Source organism: uncultured Aquimarina sp. (genome assembly GCF_947492965.1).
In the GTDB taxonomy this organism is placed as follows: Bacteria; Bacteroidota; Bacteroidia; order Flavobacteriales; family Flavobacteriaceae; genus Aquimarina.
Genome location: NZ_CANLOZ010000017.1, coordinates 13,739 through 39,668 on the forward strand (window position 1 = coordinate 13,739; position 25,930 = coordinate 39,668).

The 25,930-nt window shown below is 33.7% G+C and carries 28 protein-coding genes; 17 read left to right on the forward strand and 11 right to left on the reverse strand.

The features are described 5' to 3' along the window. Positions 1-28: 28 nt before the first annotated feature. The 6 genes from Q1B37_RS23365 (at position 29) to Q1B37_RS23390 (ending at position 4,655) form a co-directional block, all read left to right on the forward strand. Positions 29-1,141 (forward strand): FAD-dependent oxidoreductase, encoded by a 1,113-nt coding sequence (locus tag Q1B37_RS23365; protein WP_299903144.1) that lies wholly within the window; start codon positions 29-31, stop codon positions 1,139-1,141. A 14-nt stretch (positions 1,142-1,155) separates the two neighbouring features. Beyond that, positions 1,156-1,833: a monofunctional biosynthetic peptidoglycan transglycosylase gene (mtgA, locus tag Q1B37_RS23370; RefSeq protein WP_299903104.1), complete on the forward strand. Its 678-nt coding sequence runs from the start codon at positions 1,156-1,158 to the stop codon at positions 1,831-1,833. Between the two features lie 108 nt (positions 1,834-1,941). Next, positions 1,942-2,322 (forward strand): hypothetical protein, encoded by a 381-nt coding sequence (locus Q1B37_RS23375; protein WP_299604756.1) that lies wholly within the window; start codon positions 1,942-1,944, stop codon positions 2,320-2,322. A 180-nt stretch (positions 2,323-2,502) separates the two neighbouring features. Further along, positions 2,503-3,060: a hypothetical protein gene (locus tag Q1B37_RS23380; protein WP_299903106.1), complete on the forward strand. Its 558-nt coding sequence runs from the start codon at positions 2,503-2,505 to the stop codon at positions 3,058-3,060. Between the two features lie 86 nt (positions 3,061-3,146). Then, on the forward strand, positions 3,147-3,599 hold the full coding sequence (locus Q1B37_RS23385) for a 3-oxoacyl-ACP synthase (protein WP_299903108.1): 453 nt from the start codon (positions 3,147-3,149) through the stop codon (positions 3,597-3,599). Positions 3,600-3,722: 123 nt separating this feature from the next. After that, a complete protein-coding gene (locus tag Q1B37_RS23390) occupies positions 3,723-4,655 on the forward strand; it encodes an alpha/beta hydrolase (RefSeq protein WP_299604748.1) in 933 nt (310 codons plus the stop codon). Here Q1B37_RS23390 and Q1B37_RS23395 read toward each other — a convergent pair whose 3' ends face one another. After that, positions 4,656-5,009 (reverse strand): hypothetical protein, encoded by a 354-nt coding sequence (locus tag Q1B37_RS23395; protein ID WP_299903110.1) that lies wholly within the window; start codon positions 5,007-5,009, stop codon positions 4,656-4,658. It lies immediately after the preceding gene. Between the two features lie 60 nt (positions 5,010-5,069). Then, positions 5,070-6,755 (reverse strand): single-stranded-DNA-specific exonuclease RecJ, encoded by a 1,686-nt coding sequence (gene recJ, locus Q1B37_RS23400; RefSeq protein WP_299903112.1) that lies wholly within the window; start codon positions 6,753-6,755, stop codon positions 5,070-5,072. A gap of 127 nt (positions 6,756-6,882) precedes the next feature. On the opposite strand from recJ, the gene Q1B37_RS23405 reads away from it, so the two are divergent. After that, entirely contained in the window at positions 6,883-7,473 is a 591-nt protein-coding gene (locus tag Q1B37_RS23405; protein WP_219011594.1) for a carboxymuconolactone decarboxylase family protein, read from the forward strand. Positions 7,474-7,563: 90 nt separating this feature from the next. Here the strand turns inward: Q1B37_RS23405 and Q1B37_RS23410 are convergent, their stop codons facing one another. Further along, complete coding sequence (locus Q1B37_RS23410; protein ID WP_366944351.1) at positions 7,564-8,271, reverse strand: M50 family metallopeptidase; 708 nt, start codon at positions 8,269-8,271, stop codon at positions 7,564-7,566. Positions 8,272-8,369: 98 nt separating this feature from the next. On the opposite strand from Q1B37_RS23410, the gene Q1B37_RS23415 reads away from it, so the two are divergent. Then, positions 8,370-8,696 carry a hypothetical protein gene (locus tag Q1B37_RS23415; RefSeq protein WP_299903113.1) on the forward strand — a complete coding sequence of 109 codons (327 nt, stop codon included), beginning with the start codon at positions 8,370-8,372 and terminating at the stop codon, positions 8,694-8,696. Between the two features lie 9 nt (positions 8,697-8,705). Here the strand turns inward: Q1B37_RS23415 and Q1B37_RS23420 are convergent, their stop codons facing one another. From Q1B37_RS23420 to Q1B37_RS23435, 4 genes are read right to left on the reverse strand one after another with little or no spacing between them, the layout of a single operon-like run. Then, positions 8,706-9,050: a HopJ type III effector protein gene (locus tag Q1B37_RS23420; RefSeq protein WP_299903115.1), complete on the reverse strand. Its 345-nt coding sequence runs from the start codon at positions 9,048-9,050 to the stop codon at positions 8,706-8,708. A gap of 3 nt (positions 9,051-9,053) precedes the next feature. Next, positions 9,054-9,725 carry a 16S rRNA (cytidine(1402)-2'-O)-methyltransferase gene (gene rsmI, locus Q1B37_RS23425; protein ID WP_299604732.1) on the reverse strand — a complete coding sequence of 224 codons (672 nt, stop codon included), beginning with the start codon at positions 9,723-9,725 and terminating at the stop codon, positions 9,054-9,056. 7 nt (positions 9,726-9,732) lie between these two features. Continuing rightward, positions 9,733-10,080: a DoxX family protein gene (locus Q1B37_RS23430; protein ID WP_299903117.1), complete on the reverse strand. Its 348-nt coding sequence runs from the start codon at positions 10,078-10,080 to the stop codon at positions 9,733-9,735. A 54-nt stretch (positions 10,081-10,134) separates the two neighbouring features. Then, the gene (locus Q1B37_RS23435) at positions 10,135-10,935 is read right to left on the reverse strand and encodes a hypothetical protein (protein WP_299903118.1); all 801 of its coding nucleotides are present in this window, start codon (positions 10,933-10,935) and stop codon (positions 10,135-10,137) included. Between the two features lie 172 nt (positions 10,936-11,107). Between Q1B37_RS23435 and Q1B37_RS23440 the strand changes: the two genes are divergently transcribed. The 4 genes from Q1B37_RS23440 (at position 11,108) to Q1B37_RS23455 (ending at position 14,600) form a co-directional block, all read left to right on the forward strand. Continuing rightward, positions 11,108-11,755, forward strand: a complete 648-nt coding sequence (locus Q1B37_RS23440) for a thymidine kinase (RefSeq protein WP_299604725.1) — start codon at positions 11,108-11,110, stop codon at positions 11,753-11,755. Continuing rightward, positions 11,748-12,860, forward strand: coding sequence for an alanine racemase (gene alr, locus Q1B37_RS23445; RefSeq protein ID WP_299903121.1), 1,113 nt, complete (start codon positions 11,748-11,750; stop codon positions 12,858-12,860). The genes Q1B37_RS23440 and alr overlap by 8 nt, the downstream gene beginning before the upstream one ends. Before the next feature lie 100 nt (positions 12,861-12,960). Then, positions 12,961-13,377 (forward strand): large conductance mechanosensitive channel protein MscL, encoded by a 417-nt coding sequence (gene mscL / locus Q1B37_RS23450; RefSeq protein ID WP_299903122.1) that lies wholly within the window; start codon positions 12,961-12,963, stop codon positions 13,375-13,377. 230 nt (positions 13,378-13,607) lie between these two features. Beyond that, a complete protein-coding gene (locus Q1B37_RS23455; RefSeq protein WP_299903124.1) occupies positions 13,608-14,600 on the forward strand; it encodes an aspartate-semialdehyde dehydrogenase in 993 nt (330 codons plus the stop codon). Positions 14,601-14,677: 77 nt separating this feature from the next. Here Q1B37_RS23455 and Q1B37_RS23460 read toward each other — a convergent pair whose 3' ends face one another. Then, positions 14,678-17,224, reverse strand: coding sequence for a M14 metallopeptidase family protein (locus Q1B37_RS23460; protein ID WP_299903126.1), 2,547 nt, complete (start codon positions 17,222-17,224; stop codon positions 14,678-14,680). A gap of 143 nt (positions 17,225-17,367) precedes the next feature. On the opposite strand from Q1B37_RS23460, the gene Q1B37_RS23465 reads away from it, so the two are divergent. From Q1B37_RS23465 to Q1B37_RS23480, 4 genes are all read left to right on the forward strand, one after another. Continuing rightward, a complete protein-coding gene (locus tag Q1B37_RS23465) occupies positions 17,368-17,739 on the forward strand; it encodes a DoxX family protein (protein WP_299903128.1) in 372 nt (123 codons plus the stop codon). Between the two features lie 269 nt (positions 17,740-18,008). After that, positions 18,009-20,177, forward strand: a complete 2,169-nt coding sequence (locus Q1B37_RS23470) for a prolyl oligopeptidase family serine peptidase (protein WP_299903130.1) — start codon at positions 18,009-18,011, stop codon at positions 20,175-20,177. 179 nt (positions 20,178-20,356) lie between these two features. Next, positions 20,357-21,331 carry an ABC transporter ATP-binding protein gene (locus Q1B37_RS23475; RefSeq protein ID WP_299903136.1) on the forward strand — a complete coding sequence of 325 codons (975 nt, stop codon included), beginning with the start codon at positions 20,357-20,359 and terminating at the stop codon, positions 21,329-21,331. 170 nt (positions 21,332-21,501) lie between these two features. Next, on the forward strand, positions 21,502-23,019 hold the full coding sequence (locus Q1B37_RS23480; RefSeq protein ID WP_299903138.1) for an Ig-like domain-containing protein: 1,518 nt from the start codon (positions 21,502-21,504) through the stop codon (positions 23,017-23,019). An 81-nt stretch (positions 23,020-23,100) separates the two neighbouring features. Here Q1B37_RS23480 and Q1B37_RS23485 read toward each other — a convergent pair whose 3' ends face one another. From Q1B37_RS23485 to Q1B37_RS23495, 3 genes are all read right to left on the reverse strand, one after another. Beyond that, positions 23,101-23,865 (reverse strand): UDP-2,3-diacylglucosamine diphosphatase, encoded by a 765-nt coding sequence (locus Q1B37_RS23485; RefSeq protein ID WP_299903148.1) that lies wholly within the window; start codon positions 23,863-23,865, stop codon positions 23,101-23,103. Between the two features lie 46 nt (positions 23,866-23,911). Beyond that, the gene (locus tag Q1B37_RS23490) at positions 23,912-24,367 is read right to left on the reverse strand and encodes a 6-carboxytetrahydropterin synthase (RefSeq protein ID WP_299604700.1); all 456 of its coding nucleotides are present in this window, start codon (positions 24,365-24,367) and stop codon (positions 23,912-23,914) included. A 71-nt stretch (positions 24,368-24,438) separates the two neighbouring features. Continuing rightward, entirely contained in the window at positions 24,439-24,789 is a 351-nt protein-coding gene (locus Q1B37_RS23495; protein ID WP_299903140.1) for a helix-turn-helix domain-containing protein, read from the reverse strand. Between the two features lie 124 nt (positions 24,790-24,913). Here Q1B37_RS23495 and Q1B37_RS23500 point away from each other — a divergent pair, with 124 nt between their 5' ends. After that, positions 24,914-25,759 carry an NAD(P)H-binding protein gene (locus Q1B37_RS23500; protein ID WP_299903142.1) on the forward strand — a complete coding sequence of 282 codons (846 nt, stop codon included), beginning with the start codon at positions 24,914-24,916 and terminating at the stop codon, positions 25,757-25,759. The last annotated feature ends 171 nt before the right edge of the window (positions 25,760-25,930 follow it).

Here is a 25,930-nt window from a genome sequence, read left to right on the forward strand (position 1 = left end):
AGAAATGAGGCTTTTTTTATATAAAAATATGAGCTTTAGCTATTGGGAATATAAGACTTGGTTGTCTAATGTAGATTTTACCATTATCGGTAGTGGAATTGTAGGGCTTAATTGTGGGATTGAGCTTCACAAAAAATTCCCGAAAGCTAAAGTTCTTATACTCGAAAAGGGAATGTTACCTAATGGAGCAAGTACTAAAAATGCTGGATTTGCTTGTTTTGGAAGTCTGTCTGAAATTCTTGACGATTTGCATTCCCATTCTGAAGAAGAAGTTTTACAGTTAATTCAAAAAAGATATAACGGACTCCAATTATTACGAGAAAATCTAGGAGATACTGTAATCGATTATCAACCCAATGGAGGATATGAACTTTTTACAAATGAGGATCACGACTTATTTGAAACCTGTCTTTCAAAAATTGACGATATCAACCATCTCTTGAAACCCATTTTTAAAGACAATGTTTTCGCAACCGAAACAAACATTTTTGATTTCGAAAAAATACAGCCTGCTTACATCGTAAATCAATTTGAAGGGCAAATTGATACAGGAAATATGATGCAAGCATTATTACATAAAGCCCGAAAATCTGGAATTCTAATATTAAATAATTGCACCGTAAATGCTATAGAAGATCTAAATGCCCGTGTTGAAATAAAAACAGAACAATTTTCGTTTACTACTAATAAAGTATTGATTGCAACCAATGGTTTTGCATCTCAATTAGGAATTAAAGAAGTACAACCAGCTCGTGCACAAGTCCTCATTACCAAACCAATCAAAAATTTACATATCAAAGGAACCTTTCATCTAGATAAAGGATATTATTATTTTAGAAATATCAATGATAGAATATTGTTTGGAGGAGGTAGAAATCTAGATTTTAAAACCGAAGAAACTGTTGTATTCGGACAAACGGAATTGGTACAACAAACATTAGAACAAATTTTACAGGAGACTATTTTACCCAATACTAATTTTGAAATCGATCATCGTTGGAGTGGAATTATGGGAGTTGGAAATCAAAAAAAGTCTATTGTAAAAGCTATATCCAATAACATCTTTTGTGGTGTAAGATTAGGCGGCATGGGAGTAGCTATCGGCAGTTTGGTTGGTAAAGAATTAGCTGATCTTTTATAAGAACCTATATTATAATGTTTAAAAAAGTATTTCGTTTTATATATAAAAGCATCTTAGCTTTCATGCTTATTAGTGTATTATGGGTACTTGCGTATAAGTGGATAAACGTTCCTGCAACTCCTTTAATGATTATCCGAAAGTTACAATCTACAGAAGAAGTTACAACTAGACATCAATGGGTTCCTATTTCCAAGATTTCTAAGAACCTTCAACTTGCCGTTATCTGTAGTGAGGATCAACATTTTTTAGAACATAGTGGATTCGATACGGAAGCCATACAAAAAGCAATTGACGATCATAAAAACGGTAAAAAACTCAGAGGAGCAAGCACCATCTCGCAACAAACAGCAAAAAATGTATTTCTATGGCCACAACGTAGCTGGATTCGTAAAGGATTAGAAAGTTATTTCACATTTTTAATAGAAGTCTTTTGGAGCAAAGAACGTATTCTGGAAATCTATTTGAATAGTATCGAAATGGGTGACCATATTTATGGAGCTGAAGCTGCAGCCGAATTTTGGTTTAACAAAACTTCTCAAAATTTAAATACTGATGAAGCAGCTGCCATTGCAGCAATTCTTCCAAATCCTAGAAAATATCTTGCATATCCTCCTTCGTCATACATCCAACATAGAAAAAAATGGATTCTTCTACAGATGCGCAATTTTGGTCCCTTTTCGATCTCCGAATAAAAAATTTTAAAAAATAATTCAAATCAGGTAGGGTAAATCGCAAGTCTTCTGTTTTAGAGTAGTAAAACTTTAAAACCACATAAATTAACAATTAAAACAAATTAAAAAATGAAAAAACTTGCACTAATCTTAATTTCTTTAGCAGTACTGACTTCTTGTAGCAATGATGACGATGCTACTCCTGAAGCTATACCTGTTACCGTAACATTAAAAGCTGTTGTAAGCGGAGCTCTTAATAACTCACCAGTAATCCAATATAGAGATGCTTCTGGGGATTTAAAATCTGAAACCCTAACTGTAGGCACCTGGGAAAAGTCGCTCAATGTAACTAGTGGATATAATTTATTTCTAAAAACCACAGGAACTATCAATGGAAGTGTTGAGATTACAGCATCTGCAGAAGGAGAAGGGATTTCTTTTGACGATAGCAAATCTTCGACTGCAAATGTTGATGTGGATTTTGAACTTGAGATTTCCAAAACCTTGTAATTATAACATTATGTGAATACTACCTAAATCACATCGTTAGATCAAGGAATGAAAAAGTTAGAACTCAATAAAAACTTACTAGTAGATAAATAATACAGGAACAAGTGGAAAAGCATAGGATTACTTTGTCCTGTAAGGATAGATATATTAGAAAATAAAACCCGTTAAAGCCCTAGTACTATGGAAAACACCCACAGACATACTCCTGTATTTGAAAAAAATAACTTGATCATTCCTTTTTATTTAAATAATAATTATAAAAATCGATTATCAAATTATTCAGAATATTCTAAGGTAATCGATCTTAATCCCACTAGTCTTCCTGGAATTCCTTTGGTAATTTCAGGAAGAATATATTCTAAAAACCAAGAAGCAGTGTCGAACGCGAAAATTGAAATTTGGCATAGTACTGATACAAATGCTTTTCAAAATGAAAATAATTTTCATTTCGCTTCTCCAAGAACATTATCAGGTTCTCTAAGAACTAATAAAAATGGAATCTATTCGGTAAAAACGATTCGTCCTGGAGTACATGGTTATAGAGCGAGACACTTTCATTATAAAATCTCGGCAAAAGGCTATCGCACCTTACAAACTCAAATTTACTTTAAAGATGATCCTAGAATTTTAATTGATGAAACGGCCATGATCGCTGAGCATTGTAGAATCATAGATTTTTCATATAACCAAACAGGAATTTTAGAAGGAACAGTAGATATCTTTTTACCAAAGATTTAAAAAACCCTTTTTCTCGTTTAATGAAGTAATAATATTTGTTCAATACCTAAGGTTATTCTATCTTGAATTTCCTAAATTATATTTTTTTGAAAAGTATTAAAGAGATATTATACGATCATTGTCAGCAGTTTGTAGAAGAACGACTTAATCGTATTCATCATCGAATGAATAGCATTCAGGAATCATTAACCTCAGAAACAAAAAGTACTGCTGGTGATAAGCACGAAACCGGAAGAGCTATGCTTCAGCTAGAAAGAGAAAAAACCGGAGTACAATTATCTGAAGCCAAAAAATTAAACGAAATTTTATCCAAAGTTGATATCTCCTCCAACTCTAGTGTTGCTCATTTGGGAAGTCTGGTAACAACTAGTACTGGAAATTATTTCTTAAGTATTTCCGTTGGCGAAATTATTATTGATAAAGTAGCATATTTTGCCATTGGCATCAATACACCAATAGGTAAAATGCTGCTAGGAAAAACAGTAGGAGCTCGTTTTCTTTTTAATGGAAAAAATGTAGTGATAGAACATATCGATTAATCGATCCATTAAAACAATTCTCGATTCTTATAAAATCCTTAAAACCTACAATAAATTTGTTAAATGTAATGGTTTAAAAAAATCATTTTAAGTAAATTGCTACTTCACAAATTATCAGTCTGGATGAAAAAACTTTCTCTATTACTTCTTATTGTTATCATTGCTTTTGGGTGTAAACCTTATCAAAACACCAAAATTAGAAAAGGTCAAATGACATATTCGGAGTTCAGAGCTGAACAACGATCTTTTCCAACTAAGAATGGTATCATAAAGTATATTGATAGAGGAAATGGCCCTGTAATTGTGCTACTTCATGGAGTACCAACTTCGGGTTGGCTATATCGTAAAATGATCGATCCTCTTGTAGCTGGTGGGTATAGAGTAATTGTTCCAGATATGCTAGGATATGGTTCTAGTGATTCCCCTGAAGGATATAAAATTTATAGCGAAAAAGAACACGCAAAAAGATTGTTAGATCTTATGGATGGTTTAGGAATCGAATACTGGTCTCATGTTATGCATGATGTTGGAGGTGTATGGACATGGGAACTATTTAATCAAGCGCCTAATAGAATCGAAGAACTTATTGTTCTCAATACCCTACTATATGAAGAAGGTTTTTATCCTCCGATACGATTTAGTCCAGGTCCAGCTGCCAAAGCAGCAATGTGGTCTTATCGCAATGGTGTTACTACGAATACGTTACTTAAATCACTTTTTAAAGAAGGTTTAAAAGAGAACAACCTAAATGAACTCGATGTAGAGGGATATAAGACCCCACTACTAGAAGGAAAAACCAATGGGATGTATTATTTCTTTACTAGAACCTGTAACTATTTTCCTGATTACTCCTTGGTATTTGAAAGTATCGATATTCCTGTAGCAGTGATTTGGGGAATTCATGATACAATGCTTCAATGGACGCCTCAACAAACTAAAGTAACTAATGCACTTAAAGTTGATGAAGCAGACATTCATTTTATTGATGAAAAACACTTTATTCAAGAAACTAAAGCAGAAGAGGTAGCCTATAAAATTTTGGATTTTCTTAAATAATTAATTCAGCCCAGTAGTAGTTACCCATTGTTGTAATTCTATTCTAAAAATAGTTCCATTTATCAATTCCTGAATTTGCTCCAGTTCCTCTTTGTTAACTGCCAAATCAATCTTATCAGAAGGTGTTCTTAGAAGGAGAGATCTACAATTATGGTGACTCGCACATTGACTACAACATTGTGATTGTTCTGTAATACTGCATGCGTCTGAAAAATCTTTTAATTCATTGAGTGTAAGCAAAAACCCAATATCTCTAAATACCAATTGTATTTTTGGCACTCCTTTAGGCTGTTGTTTTTTCCAAAAAAAAGATATACCAACTTTATTACTGTAAATTTTATCTATAGCACTCATTTCGAATCATATTTGATTCAAAAATATTAATTATTTATAATTAATCTAAATAAAAACAAGTTAAATTATATCTTTTAGTTTTAATTGTAATGTCACAGTACCATTCCATTCATTTTCATCTACTGTATAGGCAATTTTCGCATGATGATTATTTGTAATCAACTCTTTTTTTGGACCTAAATTAAAACCTATAGCATCTATAGCCAATCCTTTTTTTTGCACTTTACATTTTAAATGCTTCTCATCTGCACCAACGCACCTTGCATATCCAGTATCCTTAACCCCTTCTGTCATAAAAACAGGGGTCATATTTCCTGGGCCAAAAGGAGCAAACTGTTTCAGAATTCTAAAGAACTTTGGTGTTATTTCATGGAACTCTAGTTCAGTATCTATAGTAATTTCTGGAGTCAAAAGCTTTTTATCAATTGAGTTGGCTACTACTTCTTCAAATTTTTGTTTAAAAAGCTCATATTGTTCTTCTTTTAATGTTAAGCCTGCTGCATATTTATGTCCTCCAAATTGTTCTATATGTTCCGAACAATTATCTAATGCATTATACACATCGAATCCTTTTACAGATCTAGCAGATGCTGCTAACTTTTCACCGCTTTTGGTAAAAACTAATGTCGGTCGATAATAGGTTTCTGTTAACCTAGAAGCCACAATTCCGATAACTCCCTTATGCCAACTTTCATCATATACCACGGTAGTAAACCTATGTTCTTCATCATTATCAACAATCTGTTCTAAAGCGGCTTTGGTAATACTCTTATCCGTATCTTTCCGCTCACTATTATAACTTTCTATCTCAGCCGCATATGCCAGAGCGAGTTCAATATTATCTTCTTTTAATAAGTTTACAGCATGTAATCCGTGTTTCATTCTGCCGGCAGCATTAATTCTAGGCGCAAGAATAAATACTACATCTGTTATGGTAAAAGTTTCCTTTTTTACTTGTGCTAACATCGCCTTAAAACCAACTCTTGGATTTTGATTAATTGTTCTTAATCCGTAATATGCTAGTACTCTATTTTCTCCAGTAATCGGAACAATATCTGCTCCTATTGCAGTTGCTACAAGATCTAAATAAGACGTTAGATCATAGGCAGTTTGCCCCTTCTTACTAGCGATTGCCTGAATCAACTTAAATCCTACACCGCAACCACATAATTCTTTATAAGGATAAGCGCAGTCCACTCTTTTAGGATCTAAAACCGCTACAGCTTCAGGAATAGCAACACCAGGTCTATGATGATCACATATAATAAAGTCAATACCTTTGGATTTAGCATATACGACTTTTTCAATTGCTTTGATACCACAGTCCAATGCTATAATCAGCGAAATATCATTATCAGAAGCATAGTCAATCCCTTGAAAAGACACTCCATAACCTTCGGCATATCGATCAGGGATATACGTTGTCACTTGGGGAGTAATCGTTTCCAAATAAGAAGACATTAATGCCACAGATGTGGTTCCATCTACATCATAATCTCCATACACCAAAATATTTTCCTGATGCACAACTGCTTTTTCAATTCTAGCAACTGCTTTATCCATATCCTTCATTAAAAAAGGATCATGTAAATCCTCTAAAGAAGGTCTGAAAAAACGCTTAGCATCTTCAAAAGTTTCAATCCCTCGTTGAACTAATAAAGAAGCAATAATTTCATCAACATTTAGAGCTTTGGCTAAGTTAGTAGTAACTGTACTCGAAGATTTTGGTCTTAGGGTCCATCTCATTGGCAATATCCTTCCTAAATAATTTAAAAATCCAAAGTACAAAAAACATCTTTACTCCTTCTTGTTTGACCTGAGTTTTGTATTTTGCTTTGCTAAATTTCAATTAATTCAAAAAATATATATACCCATGCCATTAGTAACACCTCTATCTGCAGATCATGATTTAGAAACAAAAGAACTTGCAGAATTCTTCAATGAAACCTTAGGGTTTTGTCCTAATTCTGTATTAACTATGCAAAGAAGACCTGCCATCTCTAAAGCTTTTATAAACCTTAATAAAGCTGTTATGGCAAATGAGGGTAGAGTAACTTCAGCTCTAAAACGTATGATCGCTTGGGTAAGCAGTAACGCTACTGGCTGCAGATATTGTCAGGCACATGCTATAAGAGCTGCAGAACGATATGGTGCAGAACAAGAACAACTAGATAATATTTGGGAATATAAAACTCATCCTGCTTTTAGTGATGCTGAGCGTGCAGCCCTTGATTTTTCGTTAGCTGCTTCACTGGTTCCAAATAATGTAGATGAAAGTATTAAAGAAGAATTATACAAATATTGGGACGAAGGAGAAATTGTAGAAATGCTTGGGGTTATTTCTCTATTCGGTTATCTAAATCGCTGGAATGACTCTATGGGTACTACTGTAGAAGAAGGAGCAATCGAATCTGGAGAAAAATATTTGGGTAAACACGGTTGGGAAAAAGGAAAGCACTTATAGGCTTTTATCCAATCTATAACATATGAAGACTTGTTAGCTTTTAAAAAGCTGACAGGTCTTTTTTATTTGTTCCTTAAACTAGAATTGAGCTTATTTCTTAAAATAATACTGGAAACTTTTCCAAAGAAGATATATGCTTATGACAATAATTAAGATTGCCCATATCCAATACGTACCAACTGTATTTTCTGCTATGGCTTGAGTGTCGGATATCTGAATAGCACCATTTCTCTCAAACTGTTTGGTAAACAGGTAATCCAATTGCAAATATGTTCCTAATACAGATTGCAACCCCAAAAATAATATTGTTATTACTTCTAATTTTCTGTTTTTGAATAGTGTGATAATGAAAAAAAATACTGCAAATCCGCTCATCACCGCAATACCCCAAACAGATCTGATCCACAACAATAAAGAGAGTATGATCAATCCTATCAGAATCCTTAACGCAATCATGGAACTTTTATGCGATTTTGCAGAGGCAATTAGTAGTGCTCCTACTACTGCCGGACCTAATAATCCTCCAGCAGCTACTAAGGCATTTCCTAGAGATGGAGATAAATAACTTCCTCCCAAATGATAATAAGCAACACCTCCTCCGTTTTCATAGATTTCCAAATGCTGAAAACTACCACCCAAAATTACAGCTGTTAAACCATGACCCATCTCATGAAACCATGTTCCTAATAATATAAAGGGATATTGAAACCATCCAAAATATGGCAATTTCCACAGTATAATAACTACTATGGCAACAATAATTATAGTATAATCAAAACGTTTAGAGATAGTTGTAATTTTTAAATTATTTTAAAGTCTTTAGATTATACCATTTCTTATAAGAACTGGTATTACAAACCAAAATATGTACTTTTATATTTCTTAAAAAACCACTTATGAGTTCTTCTTTACACAAATATTCGATTTTCATCTTAGCTTGCATGCTATCTATTGGTATCTATGGACAAGAAAAAGTTACAGAGACTCCAAATTTTCCTGAAGTCACAGCTAAAAAAGCTGACAAATATTCAAAAATGCCTATACATAATCCTGATTATGCATTGGATGAACAGATAAAACATTCTTTGATAGACGATACACCTAAGGTAATGCCAATTTTTAAACCTTATCTTTCTTTAGATTTTAAATCAGAATCAAAATTTTCCTTTGCTGACCTGAAGACTGTGGAAGAAATCAAGAAGCGTTTAAAAAAAGGAAAATAGAGTGTGCTACTATATTTTTTCGGTTAATGCCTGATCGTTAAATGATAGTTGCTCCCATCCAGTTTTCATAAAATTACGAATATTTTGATGGTTATCACCATCTGGATTTTGTAGTACATCTTTATAATGTTCTCCAAAACAGTACAAAGTTTCTTGTTGAGTAAGTTTTTGCAATCTTGCGAATGAAAACAATTTACAGGATCCAGAATTTTGTCCGGCTTCATTAACTATTTCACCATTAGTAAATGAAACAGGTGTGAAGTTATAATTGGTATCGATAACATGCATCGTTTCTTCGAATACAATCGATTCTGGGGTTTCACGTAGTTTATCTATAAATTCTGTAGTGGTCATATTTTATTTTTTTCCAGCAATTACAATAACAATTTCTCCTTTAGGTGGTTTTATCTCGAAATGCGACAATACTTCCTTTGCCGTCCCTCTTACTGTTTCTTCATGAAGTTTACTTAGTTCTCTGGATACCGAAACCATGCGGTCCTCGCCAAAATAGGTTACAAAGTTTCCTAAAGTTTTTATGAGCTTATGCGGTGATTCATAAAATATCATAGTTCTACTCTCTTCTGCAAGCAGCTGTAATCGAGTTTGTCTTCCTTTCTTAACTGGAAGAAATCCTTCGAACACAAACTTATCATTAGGTAATCCACTATTTACCAAAGCAGGCACAAATGCTGTCGCTCCTGGCAAGCATTCTACTGGAATTGCATTTTCTACACAAGCTCTTGTGAGCAAAAATCCAGGGTCACTAATCGCAGGTGTTCCTGCATCGCTAATTAAAGCTATGGAATCCCCACTTTGCAATCTTCTAACGATACTGTCTACCGTTTTATGTTCATTATGCATATGGTGACTTTGCATAGGTGTCACTATCTCATAATGCTTCAGTAGTTTACCACTGGTACGCGTATCTTCGGCAAGAATGAGATCAACTTCTTTGAGCACTTTGATAGCTCTAAAAGTCATATCCTCGAGATTACCAATGGGTGTGGGAACTATAAATAATTTAGACATATGAATGTTATGGTCTTACTTTTTTACCGATAGCATATGATATTACCAGAAAAATTAATCCTAGAGTAGCAAACAGGCCCTGACCATCATCTTTCATATAATGAGCAGTAAACGCTAAAGTCATATCGAAAAAGAATCCAGCATACGCCCATTCTTTTAACCACTTAATTTTATTGGTAAGAATAACGACAATCCCGCCTATTTTGGCAATTGCTAATGGAATTACTAAATATGTTGGATAATCCAAATTTTCGAAAAAACCTCTCACCATCTCTGTTTCCCTAAAATACATCTGTGCAGAAAATAACATAATTCCACACATGGCCACAGTAGCTATCCAATAAATGATTTTCATATAAACTCTTTTAACGATGAAGAAGCTTAGTTACAAAAAAACGATATGCCTTACTTAAAATTCATATTTATTCGTAACAATTTCCATAAATCGTTCTTCGTATTCGCTTTTTCCTTCCCAATTGTTATAATCAGGCTTCACCATGTTCTTTATAAACTGAGTTGCTCCACTTTTACTATTTAATGTATTTAATTGAGAAAGAACACGATTATAATCCGTAGAACTTCCATCAAACAAATGTTTTATAAAAGCCAAGCGATCATTTAATCCGATATGAATTCCTCTTTTAAGTTGGTCATTTAATGATTTAGGTTTGTCATCTTTGGTATTCAAGTTATCCAAAATTGGCATACTTTGCGGCACAGATCCTATATCTTCTTTATCATTTTTTTCATAAACCGGTTCTGACAAAGAAACATTCTCTTCTGTAAACTTAGGCGCTGGAACAAAAAGATCTTCAGTTACTTTTTCATTAATCTTCTCGATAATAATCTCCGGTTTTTGCTCTTCTACTTCTTCTTTAGGAGTTTCGAATGTTTGATTGCCCAGATTAAACATCGTCTCAGAAGGTTCTTCCACTTCCTTATTCTCGTCCAAACTTATAATAGGTTTGGGTTTAACTTCTTCTACAACTTCTGCTTTAGTTTCTAACACTTTTTCTTCCTCTAAAGCACTCGTTATCTGACCTATGGTCGGTTGCGTCCCAGCAAAATGAGATTCTGCAAAATTTAAAATACTCAGTTTTTCATATAACTGTCTAGCCTCTTCCTGCAATTGCGGCAAGGTTGATCTATCTTTAAGCTGTAATATCCTATGCGCAATACTTATGAGTTCTGCTTCCAACTTCTTCTTCATAACTTTCTTATTCGTTTGGGCTATACTAGTTGTTTTTTAATAAATTTACCTCATCTTAAGAACAATACCTTCATTAAAATCAAAAATGAATATAAAAATTAGATTCATTTCCGAATTAATTAGGTTTTGTTAAGGAGTAGGGTTTCTTTTAAACGATGGTGAAAAATACAAAATGTTTCTCGAAAATACAGTAAATCATAAAGAGCAATTTGGTTGGATAGAGGTGATCTGTGGTTCGATGTTTTCGGGTAAGACCGAAGAATTGATCCGTAGACTAAAACGCGCACAATTTGCAAAACAAAAAGTAGAAATTTTTAAACCTGCAATAGATGTGCGTTATGATGACGAAATGGTAGTATCTCATGATGCTAATGAAATTCGATCTACTCCTGTTCCCGCTGCAGCGAACATCAGAATTCTAGCAGACACCTGTGATGTGGTTGGTATAGACGAAGCTCAATTTTTTGATGATGAAATAGTAAGCGTTTGTAATGATCTTGCTAATAAAGGTATTCGAGTAATTGTAGCTGGATTAGATATGGATTTTAAAGGAAATCCTTTCGGACCAATGCCTGCTCTTATGGCAACCGCAGAGTATGTAACAAAAGTACATGCCGTTTGCACACGTACGGGAAATCTAGCACAGTACAGTTACAGAAAATCCAAAAAGGATGATCTTGTATTGCTTGGAGAAACAGATGAGTATGAACCTTTAAGTCGTGCAGCATATTATAAAGCTTCTCTAAAAGAAAAAGTGAAAGGGATAGAGGTAACAGACCCGAAAGAATTAAATAAAAACTCAGAAAAACCAGATGAGTAAGGTAAAAGAAACCGTTCTTGAAATTAATCTGGTTCATCTTACTCATAATTACAACTATCTAAAAAGTAAGCTACAGCCAGAGGTTAAATTATTAGCTGTTGTAAAAGCTGCTGGTTACGGAAGTGATGCTGTGATAATAGCGAGACATCTCGAAAAAATTGGAGTTGATTATTTCGCTGTTGCCTATGTTTCGGAAGGTATTGCTTTGCGCGAAGCTGGAATAAAAACACCAATTTTGGTATTACATCCTCAACCCGTAAATTTCGCTTCAGTAATAAAATACAATCTTGAACCAAATATATATAGCGCTCGAATTTTAAAAGAATTTATTACAGTAGCTGAATCAGAAAATCAAAAAGATTATCCGGTGCATATAAAATTTAATACCGGATTAAATAGGTTAGGTTTTTGGGAAAATGATGTAGACTATATTATGGATACATTAGAAGCTACGGAAACTATTAAAGTAAAATCGCTCTTCTCTCATCTTGCAGCAAGCGAAGATCATGATGAAAAGGAATTTACTATCAATCAAATCAATTCTTTTAAGAAAACATCTTCGGAAATTATTGAAAGGCTAGGATATGAACCTATATTACATCAATGCAATACTTCGGGAATATTAAACTATCCCGAAGCTCATTTTACAATGGTTCGTACAGGAATTGGTTTATACGGCTACGGAAATGAAGATATTTATGATCGCCATCTAAAACCTGTAGCTTCCTTAAAATCTGTTATTTCACAAATTCATACGTTGGAACCAGGAGAAACACTAGGATATAACAGAGCTTATGCTTCTGACGGATATACTAAAACTGCTACCATTCCTTTAGGACATGCAGATGGTATTGGCAGACATTATGGAAACAAAAATGGTTTTGTTACCGTAAATGGACAAAAAGCATTTATTGTGGGTAATGTATGTATGGATATGATTATGATAGACATTACAGGTATAGATTGCAAAGAAGGAGATGAAGTGATCATTTTTGATAATACCTCTACTGCAGCATCTATTGCCGAAAGTGCAGGAACCATCTCTTATGAATTACTTACTGCTATCTCACAAAGAGTAAAACGGGTTATTATCGACAATAATTGATCTTCGTCGAAAAAAAGGCTTTACAGACTATAATTAATACCAAATTTGTTTCTTAATTTTTGTTAAATTAGTAGCATACTAATTATCTAAACTAAATAAAATGGGATTTTTTAAGGATTTTAAATCTTTCTTACTAAAAGGAGATATCGTGTCATTAGCTACCGCTGTAGTAATTGGAGGAGCATTTAATAAAATTGTAGGTTCTGCCGTTGCCGATATCATTATGCCAATTGTTGGTATTATAACAGGAGGAACTGATTTTACACAAAAATTCATCGCGTTAGATGGCGGAGAGTATGCTAATCTAGCAGCAGCTAAAGAAGCTGGAGCAGCTGTAATGACCTATGGGAATTTAATCCAAGCGATTATAAACTTCATTATAGTGGGTCTTTTTATCTTTATCGTTCTTAAAGCTTATGAAAAAAGCAAGAAAAAAGAAGAAGAAGCTCCTGCAGCACCAGCGGGTCCTACTCAGGAAGAATTACTTGCTGAAATTAGAGATTTACTTAAAAAATAAGTCTTTATACCAAATTGAATTATCTATAGCTACCGCTATACTACATATTCTAACTAAACCGCTCTCTAAAGGAGCGGTTCTTTTTACATTTTGTTTTTTATATAACAAAATGTTTAAATTAATATTATTTCAATAAAAACTATAATTCTATTATAAATAATCTACACCTTTGCTGGAATTAAAAAAAGACCGATTTTTGTGTCTCTAAAAGTCATTAATAAATAAAGCTGATGAAAGTAGCTGTTGTAGGTGCCACAGGTTTAGTAGGTACCGTAATGTTAAAAGTATTAGAAGAACGTAATTTCCCTGTATCAGAATTAATTCCTGTTGCCTCAGAAAGATCTGTAGGAAAAAAAATATCTTATAAAGATCAAGAATATACGGTTGTTGGTCTTGCCACTGCTGTAGAAATGAAACCTGATGTGGCTTTATTTTCTGCCGGAGGCAGTACTTCTTTAGAATGGGCTCCTAAATTTGCTGAAGCAGGAATTACTGTAATCGATAATTCTTCTGCTTGGAGAATGGATCCTACTAAAAAATTAGTGGTACCAGAAATTAATGCAAAAGATCTAACTAAAGACGATAAGATTATTGCTAATCCTAATTGTTCTACCATACAATTAGTAATGGCACTTGGTCCATTACACTCAAAATATGGAATCAAGCGTGCTATTATATCCACGTATCAGTCTATCACTGGTACTGGAGTAAAAGCTGTGCAACAATTAGAAAATGAATATGCTGGCGAAAAAGGAGAAATGGCGTATCCTTATCCAATACATCGAAACGCAATTCCACATTGTGATGTGTTCCAGGAAAATGGATATACTAAAGAAGAGATGAAGCTCGTGAATGAGACTCAAAAAATTCTTGATGACAGAACCATTGCTGTAACCGCAACTGCTATTCGTATCCCAGTGGTTGGAGGACATAGCGAAAGTGTAAACCTTGAGTTTGAAAATGAATTTCAAGAAAGTGATATTCGTAAAATTTTAAGTGATACTTCTGGCGTAACAGTACAAGATAATCCAGATACGAATACGTACCCAATGCCGATTTATGCAGAAGGAAAAAATGATGTTTTTGTTGGAAGAATTAGAAGGGATCACTCCAGAGAAAATGCTTTAAACATGTGGATTGTAGCTGATAACCTTAGAAAAGGAGCTGCTACTAATGCTGTTCAAATTGGAGAATACCTGGTAGAAAATGAATTAATAGGTTAAATAACCAACTATTTTTATAAAAAACCCTTGTTATGATTCTATAACAAGGGTTTTCTTTTTCTACTAATATAAGTCTCTTATTCTCTTACATTCGGAACATAAACATGTTTCCCAAAAAATAAAGCATTCAGGAATAAACGATCTGTACCATACCATGATCCCCTGAAATTAGGATTATCTGCAAATAAAATTACTCTACCACTTCCTATACTACTTACTACAATAGAGGCAGAAGGTTTCAAATAATTCTCATAATTATTGCTAGAGATATACCCATCGATATGTGCATTTTCTGTGTATTTAGCTACCGTAGCATAAGGATTCTTACTAGGAGTAATAAAAACCGAATTATTCTTGTAAACAGGAACTGATTTATTTCTATAACCAAAACCTAATGGATGCGTTATATCCAAATCAACTTCGAAAATAGCTCCTCCTACACGCTCACTACCAATATTTTCACCTGCGTCTACATATGGCAATCGTTTTGTGACTTTTTGTTTAGTGCTATCTTTTGCTTTCGTAGTAAGCACTTCACTCACCATTTTCTTATCGATAGCCCATTTAGAAGCATTACCAATAGTAACCAAGGTGTTTCCATAAGAAACCCACTCTTTTATCCTTTTCTGCTGAAGAGAATCTAATTGATGGTATCTTCCAGAGACCATTACTAATGTATTATAGTCCTTTAATGGCACAGAATTAAACATATTTAATTTTAGCTTAGTAATAGGCATATGAACTCTTGTGTCCAATAGATGCCATACTTCACCTGCTTCATAAGAGTATACACCATCTCCTATTAGCAATAAGGCCTTTGGTGTATCCAATTTTCTAAAATTACCACTTCCTAAATCAATTCCTGAAGTACTAAATCCGGTTTCCGTACTATAGATTGGTACATTAAATTTTTCCTGAGCATTTTTTAAAATACGAAACACTTCATCATTATTCTTTTTCTGTTTGCTTACTGGAATAAGAATACTTCCATAATTAAAACTCCTATTTCCTTCAGAAGTTTTGATGGTAAAAGGTTTAAAAGCTGATGCAACAAGCAATCCTTTAGATTGCATATAATATAAAGCTGCTGAGGCATTATAATCGTCCCAATCTAAAATATAGGCATAGTTGGATTTTGAAAAATTCGAAGTTTTTACAATTCCATCGGTACTTGTTACTTCAGCTCCGGTACGTAAGGACTTTACTCCTTTGTATTTCATATTGTAAAAATTAGCTAAACTCCAAGCAGAAGCATCATAAAAAACGCTATCTCTATATTTATTATAAGTTTCAAAAACAGTTTGTACCATTCTCTTTTGAGGTTGTTTTACAGGAACAACATATCGATCACCGCTCTTATATACCTTGATTTTATGAAGTAATAATTTATCTATAAAAGCTTTGTTCCGATTTTGATCATAAAGGTCTCCAAATTCATATCCTGCAAAACCATTTTTAGAAGTCCCAACTTCCGAAGATTTAAAAAAGTCTTGCTGATATTTACGCAAAGTCGCTTTATTCTCTACTGCAGCTTTTATGGTTGCCATGCTAGAAACGTACTGATTACGAATCGTGAAAGGAAAGGAAATGGTGCCATATTGGGTTTTTTGCAAATGACCTCTGGAACTTGCCTGTTCAAACAGCAAAGCTAAAGCGCCTTGCAAATCCGGATAAGAAGATCCATAACCAGGATATGTTCCGTCGAATGCTTCTTTGGTAAAATAAAAAGATCCTATTCGATCCAAAGCACTCGAAAAATAAGGTGCAAATAGATTATTTAAATCTTCATAATTTTCTTTAGGCATTATGGGATCCAAAGAACCAATTGGCTTCATGGGTTCGAAAAAATAGGTGCTATTTGTACCCATCTCATGGAAATCCGTTACTACATTAGGATACCATTCGTGATACCAGGTTAATTTTCCACGACTTTCTGGATGAATTCCTAATAACCAATCTCTATTAAGATCAAACCAATAATGATTAGTTCTTCCACGGGGCCAAGTTTCATTATGCTCTGCATCGAAAGGATCACTTACCAACGGTGACCCTTTAAACTGGTTCGCCCATTGCGTATGTCGATCGCGTCCATCCGGATTTATAGTCGGATCAATAAATACAACTGCATTCTCTAAATACGTTTGTACTTCTGGGCTATTAGATGCCACTAATGTATATGCTGTTAGTAATGCTGCTTCGCCACCAGAGGGCTCATTTCCATGAACATTATATCCTAATTGTATAAAAACTGGCACCTCATTATAATTAGTAGGATTGTTTGCAGGTTTTGTAAAAGCTAAATGCTTTTTTTTAAGATCCTCTAGGTTATTTAAGTTTTTTGGTTTGGAAATAGTGAGTATGATCAATTTTCTATTCTCATAAGTTTTCCCATAGGTTTGTATAGATGCCCGATCGGATAATTCCGCCAATTTGGTGAAATAGGCTACAATTTGATCATGTCTGGTGTGCTGATCTCCTATTGGGTATCCCAAAAACTCTTCGGGTGTAGGAATTTCAGATAAAAAAGGCGCTTTATCTTTCAAAAAATAGTCTTGCCCAAATGTGGGAAATGACACTAAAACATAGATCAAAGAAGTGAGTACTAGAAGTTGTGTGAGCTTCATTATAGTAGTATTAAAAATTAAGTTAATTAGTTCTTTTTCAGAAAGTGTAAGATATTTTTTTAGCTCGGGTTTTCAACAACATTTGTAAGGTTTTTAACATTTCTCCTTCTAATACCTCAACTTAATCATAAATAAATACAACAATGAATACTAAAATAATTTTAGCCCTAAGAATATTATTAGGAGCCTTATTGATCATTTTTGGAAGTAATAAATTTATAGGCTTTTTGCCAGATTTTGAATTTGCCAATCCAGAAGCTGGTGTTCTTTTTGGAGCATTAGCCAATAGTTATATTCTTAAAACTGTTGGACTCATAGAAATCCTAGTTGGTCTTTTATTAGTAAGCAAAAAAGCAGCACCATTTGCTTTGGTACTAATGGCGCCAATCTCTGTAAATATTATATTATTTCATGCTACTTTAGATCCAGCAAATATAGGCCCTGGAGCATTTGTTTTTCTTGCGAATGCTTTTTTGATATACAAGAATTGGAATGCTTACAAAAGTATGTTCTAATCAACTACTTATAAACTTTTTACTAGTATAAAAGTAATTTTTTTCGTTTCTTAGAGGACGGAATTTTCCGACTGCTCTACTACAATGATCAACCGAGTTGCTAAACCCCAAAGCAACGCTTTAAATGTGTAATCACTATATGATCGTCGTTAGAGCAGTTTTTTTATATTTTATTTAGCACTTTTCGGGAATAAGTTTTAATAGTTTTGTGACTTGCCTACCCTTTTGTTTAAGTACTATTATAGTATGAATTTATAAATTAGCTCATCATGAAAAAAACTTTCTTATTAGTTTGTTCGATTGTATCTTTAATTGGATGCAAAAACGAATCAAAAGAAGAAACTACAAAAACCACGATTGCATTGAATTATCCAGAAACTAAAAAAGTCGATACAGTAGACACCTATTTCGAAACAGAAGTTAAAGACCCTTACCGATGGTTAGAAGATGATAGAAGTAAAGAAACTGAAGATTGGGTTAGCGAACAAAACAAGGTTACTTTTGGATATTTAGATAATATTCCTTTCAGAGATCAACTAAAAAAACGTCTTTCTAGTTTGTGGAATTACGAAAAAGTAGGAGCTCCATTTAAGGAAGGTGATTATAGTTATTTTTATAAAAACGATGGTTTACAAAATCAATATGTAATTTATAGATTTAAAGAAGAAGGTGATACACCTGAAGTTTTTTTAGATCCAAATACTTTTAGCAAAGATGGAACTACTTCTTTAGGAGGTATTAGTTTTTCTGAAAACGGGAAATTACTGGCCTATTCTATTTCTGAAGGTGGTAGTGACTGGAGAAAAGTCATTGTTAAAGATGTAGAAACCAAAGAAATTGTAGAAGACACTCTTGTAGATGTCAAATTCTCCGGAATGTCATGGAAAGGAAATGAAGGTTTTTATTATTCTAGCTATGATAAGCCTGAGGGAAGTGAGTTATCCGCTAAAACAGATCAACATAAAGTTTACTATCACAAACTAGGAACTCCACAAAAAGAAGATCAACTCATATTTGGTGGAACACCAGAAGAAAAACATCGTTATATCGGTGGAAATGTTACTAAAGATAATCGTTACCTGATTATTTCTGCAAGTACATCTACTTCTGGAAACAAGCTTTTTATAAAAGACCTTACGAAACCTAATAGTAAATTAGTTACTATTTTAGATAATACAGAAAGTGATACTTATATCATAGAAAATGTTGGATCTAAACTTTTCTTAGTAACCAATTTAAATGCACCGAATAGAAGAATCGTAACTGTTGACGCTGCTAATCCTACTCCAGAAAACTGGAAAGACTTTATTCCTGAGACAGAAAATGTATTGAGCCCTAGTAAAGGTGGTGGATATTTCTTTGCAGAATATATGGTAGATGCAGTATCCAAAGTTTTACAATATGATTATGAAGGCAAATTAGTTCGCGATGTTGAGCTACCAGGTGTAGGAAGCGTTGGAGGTTTCGGAGCTAAAAAAGAAGAAAAAGAACTATATTATTCTTTTACGAATTATAAAACTCCAGGAAGCATCTATAAATATAATATTGCTGAAGGTACTTCTGAGTTATACCGTAAACCTAAAATAGATTTTAATCCAGACGATTACGAAAGTAAACAAGTATTTTATAATTCTAAAGATGGTACTAAAGTTCCTATGATTATTACCTATAAAAAAGGAACAGAACTTACAGGAAAAAATCCAACCATTTTATATGGATATGGTGGTTTTAATATCTCTCTTACTCCTTCCTTTAGCATCGCTAATGCAGTATGGATGGAGCAAGGCGGTATCTATGCGGTAGCAAATCTAAGAGGTGGTGGTGAATACGGTAAAAAATGGCATGTAGCTGGAACTAAAATGCAGAAACAAAATGTATTTGATGACTTTATTGCGGCTGCAGAATATTTAATCGAAAACAAATATACTTCTAGTGATTATCTAGCGATACGAGGAGGTTCTAATGGTGGATTATTAGTAGGAGCAACAATGACACAACGCCCAGATTTAATGAAAGTAGCTTTACCTGCTGTGGGAGTTCTAGACATGTTACGCTATCATACCTTTACTGCTGGTGCTGGTTGGGCGTATGATTATGGAACCGCAGAAGACGACAAACAAATGTTTGAATACCTAAAAGGATACTCTCCTGTACACAATGTAAAAGAAGGTGTATCCTATCCAGCAACAATGGTTACCACTGGAGATCATGATGACCGTGTAGTACCTGCACATTCTTTTAAGTTTGCTGCAGAACTACAGGCTAAACAAAAGGGTTCGAATCCTACCTTGATCAGAATTGAAACCAATGCAGGTCATGGAGCAGGAACACCTGTAAAAAAGACCATAGAACAATATGCTGATATTTTTAGCTTTACGCTTTTTAATATGGGATATGAAGTTTTACCAGAACAAGTAAATGAAGAAGTAAAAGGATAAAACCTATTAATTATTCTCTATAAAAATAAAGAATCCGTTTTCTAAAAAGAAACGGATTTTTTTATTGAAGTTATTTATATTTGAAATAAGCCGTAAAAATTAGGGCAAACACACCTTGAATGATTTTTTGGTGATTCCATCTGACAACCAAAAAACAACACATATAAAACAGATGAAATATGCTAACAGTTGAAAACCTATCCTTTGCTTACGATACCATTCCAGTGCTAAAAAATATAAGTTTTACTATCCAAAAAGGACAGCATATTGCTCTTATCGGTGCTAGTGGTTGTGGAAAAAGTACTTTATTAAAAATTATCTATGGTCTTATGGATGTGGATGAGGGTACTCTTTTTTGGGATGATCAGCAAATTTTAGGTCCAGCTTATAATTTAGTGCCAGGACAAGAAAATATGAAATTTCTTTCTCAAGGTTTCGAATTACAAGCCTTTAGAACCGTTGAAGAAAATATCGGTCAATATTTATCTAATTTCGAACCTGAACTAAAACGAGGACGAGTAAATGAACTGTTAGAAATTGTAGAGATGACTTCTTTTGCTAATACAAAAGTAGAAAACCTAAGTGGTGGTCAAAAACAAAGAGTCGCACTAGCTAAGGCGCTTGCCAATAGACCGGAAGTATTATTACTAGATGAACCTTTTGGAAATATTGATAATTTTAGACGTAGTTCGCTAAGAAGAAATCTTTTTGCCTATCTAAAAAGAAATAAAATTACTAGTATCACTGCTACCCATGACAAAACCGATATCCTTTCCTTTGCAGAAGAAACCATCGTAATTCATAATGGTGAAATCATTGAAAAAGGAAATACACTAGATATCTATAACAATCCTAAAAACTACTATATCGCATCACTTTTTGGCGAGGTAAACGAATTACCTATCCAAAGTGTACTTCCAGAAAAACAAGACTCAGGTACCTTACTTTTCTATCCTCATGAATTACAGATTGTAGATAACGCTACTTTAACAGCAAAAGTAAAAAAGTCATATTTTAACGGAAACCATTATCTAATCGAAGCTGTTTTCAACAACAGCATCATTTTTATTGAACATCCTAACTTTATAGAAAACTCTAAACAAATTGGAATACAAATTTCAGCAGAAATTGTGGATGCCAGACTTCAAAAGTAAATAGCCTATAAACTCCTATAAGCAACACCCACTAATTCATCCTTTACGGATTCTATTTTTCGCATCTTAGATTCACAAGGTTACAGTATCTTTAGAATTGGTCGAATTTATATTTCTTCCGAATAATTATTGTTACCTTATAACAACCTATACTTTTAAAACCAATAACTATGAAACGTAAACTATTAATTTTAAAAATATTAGCATTCCTATTTGTTGCTAATATTACCAATGCTCAGCAAAATGTACCAGATACCGGTTGTACTGGTCAGGACACCTATGATCAAGGAGTAAGAATAGTTCCTAATGCAAATTCATGGAAGGATAGTTATCAGGCAAATGGCTTTTGCTTCTGTAAATCTTCCTTTGATCATGGCGTAGGTAATTTCAAAATTACTATTAATGGACAAGGTAGAAATATCAAAGATATCTGCGATGAGCTTAAGAAACATCCTTTTTATAGAGATCTAGCAAATGGAGATCCTAGATATAATACCATACAATGTGGTAATGAACCAGGGCATGATGATGCCATTACTATACAAGGTAAGAGAATTAAAGATGAAAAAGTATGTCCTGGTCGTGTAGATCAAGGGAGTCAAGGTTGCCAATGTAAAGGCCCAAAATTTGATATGGAATGGTTAAGTTCCAGACCTAGATTTGGTGGTGGTGGAGACGGAGACAATACTGGTCCAAGTGTTTCTTTTAATACTCCCGCAAGCAATGCTTCTTTTACAGCTCCAGCAACCTTACAAGTAATTGTAGTAGCTACAGATAGCGATGGAGTAAGTAATGTACGCCTGTATTTAAATAACTCTTTTATAAGACAAGAAAACGTAAGTCCTTATACTTGGAATAATAACAACCAAGATAATGCGCTTAAGAATTTATCGGCAGGAACGTATACATTAAAAGCAGAGGCAACAGATGCTAAAGGTGCAAAAACTACCGAAACGCTAACCTTTACCGTTGGTGATGACAATGGTGGTGGATCTAATGATGACGTTGTTTCCATTTTAGGGCAAACCATTAATAAATATGTAAGTTCAGAGAATGGTAGTGCTTCCATGAATTGTAATAGAAACTCTGTAGGAACTTTAGAGCAATTCATTATGGAACCAGCAGCAAATGGAACTGTAAGTTTTAAAGGGAATAATGGAAAATATGTTAGTTCTGAAAATGGTGGTAAACCCATGAACTGTAATAGAAATGCTGTAGGATCTTGGGAACGATTTACCCTAGAATCTTTAGGAGGAAATGTATATGCCATTAAAGGAAATAATGGAAAATATGTAAGCCATGAAAATGGTAATAAAGCTATGAACTGCAATAGAAATGCCGTAGGTCCCTGGGAACGATTTGTTATAGAAGGAGTAAGCGCTTCTAGAATACAAGAAATCACTAAAAATAGTGAAGCTAGTTATACGGTAGACATTTATCCACTTCCTATACAATCTGATAATATAACACTTAACATCTCGTTATCTAAAAAAGTAAGTAATGCTAGTGCAGAAATAATAGATCTTAAAGGAAATCGCATTGCTTCAAAAAATTTGGGAAGTATTGCTTCTGGAACAAAATCGATAGAGATGAACGACCTTAATACATCCAAATTATCAACAGGATTGTACATACTAAAAGTACGACTAGATAATACTGTAATTACTAAAAAGATAGCAAGGCAATAGTATTTCCTTGAACTTCTACCCTACAAAGCGGATAGTCACTTTATGATTATTCGCTTTTTTATTGCCTCTAAGTTTTGCAGACTACTCGGGTAAGGGATACTTTTCCAACTTCATTTCATTACCATCAAAAACAGCATAGGTATAATGTATAATCCAATCCCCTAAATTGGTATATCTGGAATTGTCTTTAAGATCAATCTCCATAGGAAGATGTCTATGACCAAAAACAAAATGATCTGTATGTTTTGTTTCCAACTTTCGCTTACAATATTGTACCAGCCATTCATTGTCCTCTCCTAGAAAAGTAACGTCATCATCTCCAGAAATTAATTTATTTTTTACCGAAAGATATTGTGCTAATCGCACCCCCAAATCAGGATGCAACCATCTAAAGAACCATTTGGCGACAGGATTTGTAAACACTTTTTTCATTCGCTTGTATCCTTTATCGCCAGGACCAAGTCCATCTCCATGCCCGATTAAAAAAGTAGTGTTGTTAAAGCTAAATTCTTGTGGTTGATGATATACGGGAATATTTAATTCTTCCTCGAAATATCCATTCATCCATAGATCATGATTACCTACAAAATAGTACACCGGAATTCCTGCATCGGTAATCTCGGCAAGCTTGCCTAAAGTTCTGGTAAATCCTTTAGGTATTACTGTTTTATATTCGAACCAAAAATCGAAAAGATCCCCTAATAAAAATATAGCGGCGGCGTCTTTCTTTACCTCATCCAACCATCGTACAAAATTTTGCTCTCTTGGAAAGCTTTTCTCCTTTGTAGGAGCTCCTAAGTGGTTATCTGATGCAAAATATATTTTCTTACCTTCCGCTAAATGTATGTTTTTCATTGGATCTGTGGGATACTATAAAGTGAAAAAACAATCACTACTGATCATTATCTGAGGCAAACCATTCTGCAAAAGAAGTTTCAGTTTCTTGAAGTTTTAAGGAGTGTAACTCAATATTTTCAGGAAGTTTAGCTCTTATTTTTTTCGCGAAATCAATCACCATATTCTCACTGGTAGGCTGGTAATCTACCAAAATGACATTATGCCCTCGTTTTTCCAACTCTTTTGCTAATTCTACATGAGGAGTGTTTTTATTAAAAACTGTGGCATGATCAAACACATCTTCGATATCTTCTTTTACAATTTTCTTTAAGTCTCCAAAATCTATTACCATCCCTAATTTCACATGAGATGTATCTGTAATAGGTTCTCCTATAACGGTTACACTGAGCTTATAGCTATGCCCGTGAACGTTTTTGCACTTACCGTCATATCCATAAAGTGCATGACCTGTTTCAAAAGAAAATTGTTTTGTGATTCTAATTTTACTCATTTGCGGTGATCTAACTTTTTGCAAAGTTAGTGAAGATTATCTTCTATTTTATTTTAAAAAGTAAATAACGCTTATTCATTCGTTATTGTTTGTAAATGTCCTGTACCCCAATTTGCCATTTCATTGAGTACAGGTGCCAAACTTTTACCATAATCAGATAAACGATACTCTACACGTGGAGGAACTTCTGGATATATTTTCCTTATAATAATACCGTCCGTTTCTAACTCTCGTAATTGTTGCGTCAACATTTTCTGAGTAATCGTTCCCAATCTTTTCTTTAATTGACCAAAACGCAGTATCTCATTATTTTGCAATTCCCATAAAATACCAGGCTTCCATTTACCTCCGATAACGCTAAGTGTAGTCATCACTGGGCATTTTATCGGACCTTCACATTCTTTTTTTGCTAAAAAACTCATAAACTTTTATTTTTAAAATACTGATAATCAATATTAGTATATAAAAAGAAACTACTGCACTTTTATGTACCTACTTGCGCTAAGATACTAATGTATTTACCTTGTTACAAAAAAGATCATCATTATGTCAACTTATTTTATTACCGGTGCTACAGGTACTATAGGAAGAGAAGTAGTAAACAACCTACTTACTAAAAAAGAACAAGTAATTGCAGGTACTAGAAATACCCAAAAAGTCCAAGACGTTTTTGAAAATTCGGTTACCGGAGCATACTTTGATTACGAAGATAAAACATCCTATCAAGAAGTTTTACAGTCAGATGGAATCTTCTTATTAGGTCCTCCATTAAATCCTGGGCTTTATGAATTACTAGAACCTTTTGTGGATTATTTACAAGAAAATTATAAAGGAAGACTCATATACTTATCGGGAAATGGTATGGAAAATCTTGAAGAATTACCTTTTCACAAAAAAATGGAAGAAAAGTTAAGGAATTCTTCTTTAGATTGGAATATCGTTCGCCCTGGATTTTTTATGCAGAATTTCGGCAACTATGAACGAGAGAATATACAGGATCGTAATATTATTTTTTCTCCTGCTGGAGAAGGAAAATCATCCTTTGTTTCTTCTAAAGATGTAGGGAGTGCTATTGCCGAATTACTTACAGCTCAGAATAGGGTGAAAGAAACTCATGTCCTTACTGGAGCAAAAGCATACTCTCATTTTGATGTTGCCTCTATGCTAAGCAACATATTAGGAAGAGAAATTACCTATCCTAATCCAAATGAAAGCACCTATAAACAGGTATTAAAAGAATCTGGTGCTCCAGATTTTATTGCAGATTATATGATTCCTGTTTATGGAATGATTAAACAAGGAAAGGTAAGCGAAGTAACAACAGCTATAAAGGATCTCACAGGGCAAGAACCGGAAAGTTTAGAAGAAGTTTTAAAAAGAGATTTCTTGTAAATAACCAGATATATCAGGCTATCTAAAAAGTATTGAAAACACGTATTGTCAGTCTGAGCCTGTCAAAGACAAATTGAAAATCAACTGATTAAAAACTTCGACAAGCTCCTTTAGATTTGTTTTTTAGATATTTATGAAAGAGAAAGGAAACAAAAGTAACCTATGACAAGG